Source organism: Amycolatopsis sp. NPDC005232 (assembly GCF_040607795.1).
In the GTDB taxonomy this organism is placed as follows: domain Bacteria; phylum Actinomycetota; class Actinomycetes; order Mycobacteriales; family Pseudonocardiaceae; genus Amycolatopsis.
In genome coordinates this window covers 105,633-112,801 of record NZ_JBEXHL010000031.1, presented here as the reverse complement: position 1 = coordinate 112,801, position 7,169 = coordinate 105,633, and the positions used below count along the sequence as shown (strand labels likewise).

9 protein-coding genes are annotated in these 7,169 nt (G+C 69.4%); 1 reads left to right on the top strand and 8 read right to left on the bottom strand.

Annotated elements, in window-relative coordinates:
* Window positions 1–212 precede the first annotated feature (212 nt).
* The 7 genes from ABZU76_RS39965 to ABZU76_RS39935 all read right to left on the bottom strand — a co-directional run bounded on the left by ABZU76_RS39965 (window position 213) and on the right by ABZU76_RS39935 (window position 5,286).
* Window positions 213–1,013 carry a class II aldolase/adducin family protein gene (locus ABZU76_RS39965; protein ID WP_354879939.1) on the bottom strand — a complete coding sequence of 267 codons (801 nt, stop codon included), beginning with the start codon at window positions 1,011–1,013 and terminating at the stop codon, window positions 213–215.
* Between the two features lie 38 nt (window positions 1,014–1,051).
* Complete coding sequence (locus tag ABZU76_RS39960; protein WP_354879936.1) at window positions 1,052–1,855, bottom strand: hypothetical protein; 804 nt, start codon at window positions 1,853–1,855, stop codon at window positions 1,052–1,054.
* A 46-nt stretch (window positions 1,856–1,901) separates the two neighbouring features.
* Window positions 1,902–2,156, bottom strand: coding sequence for a hypothetical protein (locus ABZU76_RS39955; RefSeq protein ID WP_354879934.1), 255 nt, complete (start codon window positions 2,154–2,156; stop codon window positions 1,902–1,904).
* 400 nt (window positions 2,157–2,556) lie between these two features.
* Window positions 2,557–2,835 (bottom strand): hypothetical protein, encoded by a 279-nt coding sequence (locus ABZU76_RS39950; RefSeq protein WP_354879932.1) that lies wholly within the window; start codon window positions 2,833–2,835, stop codon window positions 2,557–2,559.
* Between the two features lie 56 nt (window positions 2,836–2,891).
* A complete protein-coding gene (locus ABZU76_RS39945; RefSeq protein WP_354879929.1) occupies window positions 2,892–3,404 on the bottom strand; it encodes a PaaI family thioesterase in 513 nt (170 codons plus the stop codon).
* Complete coding sequence (locus ABZU76_RS39940; protein ID WP_354879926.1) at window positions 3,401–4,336, bottom strand: patatin family protein; 936 nt, start codon at window positions 4,334–4,336, stop codon at window positions 3,401–3,403. The genes ABZU76_RS39945 and ABZU76_RS39940 overlap by 4 nt, the downstream gene beginning before the upstream one ends.
* The gene (locus ABZU76_RS39935) at window positions 4,333–5,286 is read right to left on the bottom strand and encodes a DMT family transporter (protein WP_354879923.1); all 954 of its coding nucleotides are present in this window, start codon (window positions 5,284–5,286) and stop codon (window positions 4,333–4,335) included. Before ABZU76_RS39935 ends, ABZU76_RS39940 begins: the two co-directional genes overlap by 4 nt.
* Before the next feature lie 93 nt (window positions 5,287–5,379).
* On the opposite strand from ABZU76_RS39935, the gene ABZU76_RS39930 reads away from it, so the two are divergent.
* Complete coding sequence (locus ABZU76_RS39930) at window positions 5,380–6,168, top strand: AraC family transcriptional regulator (protein ID WP_354879920.1); 789 nt, start codon at window positions 5,380–5,382, stop codon at window positions 6,166–6,168.
* An 8-nt stretch (window positions 6,169–6,176) separates the two neighbouring features.
* On the opposite strand, the gene ABZU76_RS39925 is transcribed toward ABZU76_RS39930, so the two are convergent.
* Window positions 6,177–7,166, bottom strand: a complete 990-nt coding sequence (locus tag ABZU76_RS39925; RefSeq protein ID WP_354879917.1) for a cysteine synthase family protein — start codon at window positions 7,164–7,166, stop codon at window positions 6,177–6,179.
* Window positions 7,167–7,169 lie beyond the last annotated feature (3 nt).

The window sequence follows — 7,169 nt, the reverse complement described above, 5'->3', positions numbered from 1 at the left end:
CGCCCCGGCGGGCCCGCCCGCCGGGCCCCCCCCCCCGGGCCCCCCGGCCCGTGTCCGGCTTTGCGCAGGCTCGGACCTGGGAAGCGCCGGTGCGCCGCGCCAAGAGACCGCAGTAGTGGCGGGTATCGGATTCGGACGCGGGCTGTTCGAAAACGCGCACCGGCGGGCCGTGGTGAGGTGGCCCGGTGGTGCGCGGGGAACGTTGAACGGTGTCAGTCGAGCACGTCGGGTTCGGTTTCCACCACGACGTCCGCCATGATGTTAAAACTGTGGCGCGCCATTGTGGCGCTGCCGAACTGGCGGTGGGCCAGCGTCGCTTCCTCGTCCGTCATGACGCGCGGGGTGCCCGCGGCGTCGGCGAGCAGCTGCATGTGGCACGCGCGGTCCATGGCGATGAACCACCACGCGGCCTCGGCCACGGACCGGCCGACGGTGAGCAGTCCGTGGTGGCGCAGGATTGCTGCGCGTTGTCCACCAAGACGTGTGGCAATCCGCTCACCTTCTGTCTTCTCCAGCACAAGACCCTGGTACTCGTCGAACAGGACATGATCGCCGTAGAACGCGCAGGATTCCTGGATGATCGGCGCGAGTACCTTTCCGAGCGCGGCGAACGCGCGGCCGTACACGCTGTGCGCGTGGGCCACCGCCACGACGTCCGGGCGCGCCCGGTGCACCGAGGAGTGGATCCAGAACGCGGCCTTGTTCGTCCGCCGGGAACCTTCGGCGACTTTGCCGTTCTCGTCGATGAGGAGCAGGTCGCTGACCTTGATGCGGGAGAAGTGCACTGCGTAGGGGTTGACCCAGAACCGGTCCGGGAACTCGGGATCGCGCACGGTGAGGTGCCCGGCGATCCCCTCGTCGAAGCCGTAGCGGGCGAACAGCCGCAACGCCACGGCGAGATCGCGTTTGCGCGCCGCGCGTTCGGCTTCGACCGTGCCCGCCTCCGCAGGCAGGTCGCCCAGGTCGAGCTGGTCGGCGGTGCCGGTCTCCGGGGCTTCGGTGGAAGTGCTCACGCTCGTCCTCCTCGCTTGCGGGTGCTGGCTCCTCTGCACTATGCCTGCGGTTTGCCGAGGAGGCAAACATCGTCTCCTCTACGGCAAATGGGAAAGCAGGCGGTGACGGGTCTCGCGGGACTCCGGCACCACCTGCCGGTGAGGGGGCGGAGCAGCTGGGGGAGGGCGAGCGGCTGCTCCGCGGTCACAGTGTGCGCCCGTCCGGGCGATTTGCCCCGAAAGTGGGCTGAACGGTCAGTGATGTCTGTCCGGGTGGTCACTCCGTACTCGGGGACAGACATCCGTAGCTGTTCGGCCAGACCTTGGCGTAGGTTACCGATTTCCCTTGCCGCACAGCGGGATCGGAGCCGACATCGTGCTATCGGTGGAGCATGATCTCGGCTCTGGCCGCCGGATGGGCCGATCTCGACAAGCAGTTCATTGAGCAGCGAACGCGCGGCGACCTGGTTGCGCCAGACCGTGCCTTCGTCCGGGTTCATCAGGCGTTCGCCGAACCGCGAGTCCGGCGTGGTGCCGATGGCGAGGTCGCCGGGATCGCCTGCCCCGGGGGCGTACCGCGGCGGCCGGCCCAGCGGCCCGCCGACTGCGTCCTGCGCGGCCGGCCCGAACAGCCGCAGCGACTGGCCGGTCGGAACGAGCCGCGCGGCCGCCACCGCGTCAACGAGCGGAGACTGCGCGATCGCGCCGGCGATCAGCCGGTCCGTGACGGCGAGATCCACCACGTGCAGCCCGGCGAAAGACGTGCCCCACACGACGATCCGGCTCGCGTCGAGCGTCGGCTGGGCCGCTGCCCAGCCGACGACCGTGCGGTAGTCCTCGCGCTGGCGCGGCAAGGAAACCACTTCGTCGCGTCCTGCCCTCGCCGATCGAGGACAAGGAGAACCGCGTCTACCGCGAACCGGTGGGTGTCGCGCGTCTGCTGCTCGGAGCCGCCGAAGCCGCGGTAGTCGAACACGACACTCGCGACCCGGTTCCGGCGCGCCGGAACCGGGTCGCGAACGCGGCGAGGCCGCCGGCCTTGATCGCGCCGACCAGGCCGGTCTCGAACGTGGCCTTCAGGCGGGTGCCGCCGAGTTCGTCGATGATCACCTCGGTGATCTCGCCTCCGTGGTCCTCGACGTACCGGATCGCCTGCTCGAACACCGTCCGCCGGTGGCCGCCGGAACCCGGTGCAGCTCGGCCGACGGCGCGGTGGCCGCGAGGCGCAGAGCCGGGGCGATCGGCGCCATCGAGTCGTGTTCGAGAACCACCAGCAGCAACGGCACCGCCACCATCGCCGCGCGCCGGACCGGGCGGCGCCAGGCCAAGCTTGCGGGCGAGTGGGTAGCAGCGGCAAACAGCTGCGCGACTCGAACCCGCACGACGGCTCCGCGGTCGCGGAGTTCACCGTCACCGACTCCACGGACATCGACCGCGCCTACCTCGCCGCGAAAGAAAACCAACACGCGTGGGGGAAAACAAACGCCTACCGACTACGACGTCTACGAGGGCGGCGTGAGCTTCGCGGACACGGGCGCCGCGGACGTCGCCTTTCTGGGTCGCGTCACCGCACGCTGAGCTTCCTCCTCCGGGTCATGAGCAGGCGCGCGTAGATCAGCCCGAGGAGCCCGACGTGCGCGAGGACGAGGGCGAACGCCGGGCTTTGCCGCTCCACGGGGAAGCAGTCGCCGAGTGAGTAGTCCTGCCACGCGATCGCGGGGTCACACGCCGCGCCGGCGGGGGTCACGAAGTCGGGGCCTCCGATGAGGCCGCGCAACGAGAGGAACACCCCGATGACGATGGCCGCGACGCTGACGAACGCGACGATGGCGCGTGGTGACACAGGCTGCTCCTCGGATCCGCTGGACGATCACTCGATCGCGGCATTCGTCTCCTTCGTTACGTACCGGACGCTCGGGACACGAAGCAGTTCGCCGTCGCCGTGGCCAGGAGCGTGCCGGAGGTGTCCTCCAGGCGTGCTTCAGCCAGCACGACCTGGGGTCCGGAATGCAGGACGCGACCGGTGGCCGTGATCGGGCCCGTGTCGATGCGGACGGCCTTGAGGAAGCGGACGGAGAGGTCCAGGGTGCTGAACCCGCTGCCGACGGGGAGGGTCGTGTGCACGGCGCACGCGGCCGCCGAGTCGAGCATCGTGGCGTAGAGGCCGCCGTGGACGGTCCACATCGGGTTGTAGTGGTATTCGCCCGGGGTGAGGCGGAAGACGGTCTCGCCGGGTGACGCCGAGATCAGGCGGAGGCCGACGAGGTCCATCATCGGCGCGGAGGGGAGGTCGCCGCGGGCCATGGCCCGGAGGAAGTCCAGGCCGCTGAGCTCGGTGGCCGCGGTGGCGAACGCGAGGTGGTCGGCCCAGGAGACGACGCGCACGCGTTCGGCATCGGTGGTGTTGGTCATGGTGTTTCCTTCACAGCGGAGAGTTCGTTCAGCGCCGCTTGGAGTCCGGTGTCCACCGCGGCGCGCATCAGGTGCGGGCGGCGCTCGGTGCGGCCGATGTGGGCGCTGCCGACGGGCGGGCGGACTTGCAGCGTCGCGGGATGCGATGCCAGCAGTCGTTCCTCTTCGGCCCTGAGCGCCGCGCGGTCCAGCCACGTCTCGAGTGCTCCCGGTGCGTGGCGGGCGAACCAGCGCGACGCGACCAGCCGCTCCCCGCGCGACGGTGCCGTCGCCGCGCCCTCGTCCAACCGTCGCGTGCGAAACGCGACGAGGTGTGTTGCTTTCTGCGCAAGCGCTGTTCGCACGGGAACGGATTCGCTCACCCCGGCGTCCACGAAATGTCGTCCGCCGATCACGATCGGTTCGCCCGCGAGCAGGGGCATGGCCGTCGACGCACGCAGCGCGGCCTGCAAGCCGGCCTGGTCGTGGAGGTGCTCGTGCAGGTCCGCGGACTCGCCGGTCATCGCGTCGGTGGCCGTGGGGTGGAACTCGACGGGGTTGTCGAGGATCTCCCGGAACCCCATCGGCACGATCTGGGTGTAGAGGGTGTGGACGAGGAACTCCGTGTCCACCACCGGCCGCCGGCTCAGGATTCGCTTGGGGTCGATGGTCCGGCCCATGATCCTCGGGTCCCACCACGCGTGCTGGGTGCTTTCCGCGCGTCCGCACAGCAGCCACGCACCGTTGAGCGCGCCCGCCGAGCTGCCGTAGACCGCGTCGAACATCGGCAGCAACCCGAGCTGTTCGATGGCGATCGTCATGCCGCTCGAATACGCACCTCGCGAGCTCCCGCCCTCGATCAGCAACACCAGGCGAGCGCCGTCATCGCGGTTTCCGGGAGTGCTCCCGCTGCGCCTGCGTTCTCTCAGCAACTCCACGACGGCGTCGGTCACCGTTGCACCTTCTTTCGTTCGGAGGTTTTTCGATCAGAGGAGGTGAAGATTTTTCCCTGGGTGACGGCGAGCAGTGCCCCGACGACGGTGATCACCGCACCCGCGATCTGCACGGTCGTGAACGACTCACCCAGGAACACCACGGAAGTCACCGTGCCGAACAAGGGCACCGCGAACATGGTGATCGTCGCGGTCACGGGACTGACAGCCCGCAATCCCCGGTAGTAGAACAGGTACGCGATGGCTGTCGGGCCGATCGCGAGGAACACGAGGTTCCCCCAGGTGAGCGTGGAGACCGATGTCCACTCAGTACCAGAAAACGAGGGAATTGCGACAAGCACCAATGCCAGCGCACCCACACCCGTGGCATACGTCGTGGCCCGCAACGGTTCCATCCCGCTCAGCACCTTCTTCGACGCGATGCTGTAGGACGCCCAGCACGCCGCGCCCGCCAGGTAGACGAAGTCACCGGCGAGGCGGGTTCCGCTGAACCCCGTGCCACCCCCACCGACACCGACGAAGAAAACGACCGAGCCCGCGATCCCCAGGACCAGCCCGGCGATCCGCGCACCGGACGCCGATTCTTTGCGGGTCACGAGGAAGTACAGCGTGGTCAGCACGGGACTGAGCACGGGCACGATGATGGTGCCGTCGATCGCGGGGGCGAGGGAAAGCCCCCAGAAGAAAAAGAAGTTGTACGCGAACACCCCGACGAGCCCGACCAGCCCGGCTCGGGCGAGGTCACGCCACGAAAAGCGCGCCGAACCCGGCCGCACGCACAACAACACCACCAGGATCACCGCCCCCGCCCCGAAGCGCAGGCACGCGGCGACCTCGTGCGGCAGCTCACCCACCACGACCTTCGAGCTGGTGAAAGCCGCCCCGAACAACACCATCGTGATAAGCAGGTACGAGTACGGAGCGACGCCACCGTCGTGTTGTTCGGGCATGAGTTCGGTCCACTTCGTTGCGGGTACGGGAAGAAACTGGGGATCACACCGATCCTCGCCGCCCCGCGCGCGGATTTCTTGTACGTTCCTTGCATGGCAGGCGAATCCGAGATCACCGCTTGGAGCCCCGGCGTTCCCGGCATCAGCGAGGTGTTCCACGCGCACTTCGTGCAGCACGCCTACCCCGTGCACACGCACACCGTGTGGACGCTGCTGATCCTCGATGACGGCGTGCTCCAGTACGACCTCGATCGCCACGAGCACGGCACCCTGCGTTCTCAGGTCGTGCTCCTGCCGCCGCACGTGCCGCACAACGGCCGCACCGCGGCGCCGCACGGGTTCCGCAAGCGCGTGCTCTACCTGCCCGAGGACGCGCTTGACGCGCGCTTGATCGGCCCGGCGACCGACCAGCCGAACCTGCGGGATCCGAAGCTGGCGAACCGGATCAGCCGGCTGCACGACACGCTCGCCGCGCCGGGCGACGAGTTCGAGGCGCAGAGCCGGCTCGCGTTCATTTTCGAACGTCTCGGCACACACCTGCGCCACGACGTGGTCCGCCGCGAGCCCGACCGCGGGCTGGCCGACGACCTGCGCGATCTGCTGGACTCGCGGGTAGTCCCCGCGCTGCCGCTCGACGAGGCGGCGCGCTTGCTGCACGCGGACCCGACGCACTTGGTCCGCGCGTTCTCCCGGCGGTTTTCGCTGCCGCCGCACCTGTACCTCACCGGCCGTCGCGTGGAACTGGCGCGGCGGCTGCTGCTGGCCGGTGTGCCGGCCGCGGCGGTCGCCACCGAGGTCGGCTTCTACGACCAGTCGCACCTGACCCGGCACTTCAAGCGCATGCTGGGCGTGAGTCCGGCGCGGTTCGCCGGACGGCGATGAGGCCACGGCTACTCCCACAGGTCCGTCGACAGGTACTTCAGGCCCGAGTCGGGGATCACGACGGCGACCGTGGCGCCGGCGAGCTCGTGCCGCAGGAGGCGGAGGGCCGCGGCGACGTTGGCACCGGCGGAGAAGCCGGCGAAGATGCCTTCGCGGGTGGCGAGCAGGCGGGAGGTCCGGCGGGCTTCGTCGCCGGTGACCTGGAGGTAGCCGTCGAGGGGCACGTCACGCAGATGTGTGAGGTCGCCGTGACCGAAGCCGCCGCCCTGGATGGGGTGGTGGGATTCGAACACCTCGTGTCCGGCGAGCACCGCGGCGCCCTCGGGTTCGACGGCGAAGCACCGGATGGCCGGGTCCCGCTCCTTCAGCGCCCGCGTCACGCCCGCCAGGCAGCCGCCGGTGCCGACGAAATCGGCGAACGCGTCGAGCCGGCCGCCGGTCTGCGCCCAGATCTCAGGGCCGGTGCCGGTGTAGTGGGCCTCGACGTTGTGGTGGTTTTCGAACTGATCGGAACGGAACGCTCCGCGTGACTGGGTGATCAACCGGGCTTGCTTTTCCACCAGCGCCAGGTCCGCGCCCGAAACGCGGCCAGGCACGGAACCGGGGGCCTGGTCGACGAGCACGACCTCGGCGCCGAGCGCGGCGATCATGCGCGCGCGTTCGGTCGAGCTCCCGCGCGACAGGACGGCGACGAACGGGTGGCCGGTCACCGCGCACGCGATGGCGAGGCCGGCACCGGTGTTGCCGCTGGTGAGCTCGACCACGGGCTGGCCGGGCCGCAGCGCCCCGGTTTCCTCGGCGGCCTGGATGATCCGTTTCGCGACACGGTCCTTTTTGGACCCGCCGGGGTTGAGGTACTCGAGCTTGGCCAACAGGGTCCCGTCGACGCCGTCGGTGACGCGGTCGAGCTGGACCATCGGGGTGTTGCCGATCGCGTCGAGCGCCGAGGGCAGGACGCCGACTGCTACGCCCGTGCGAACGATAGCGCTATCATTCACCTT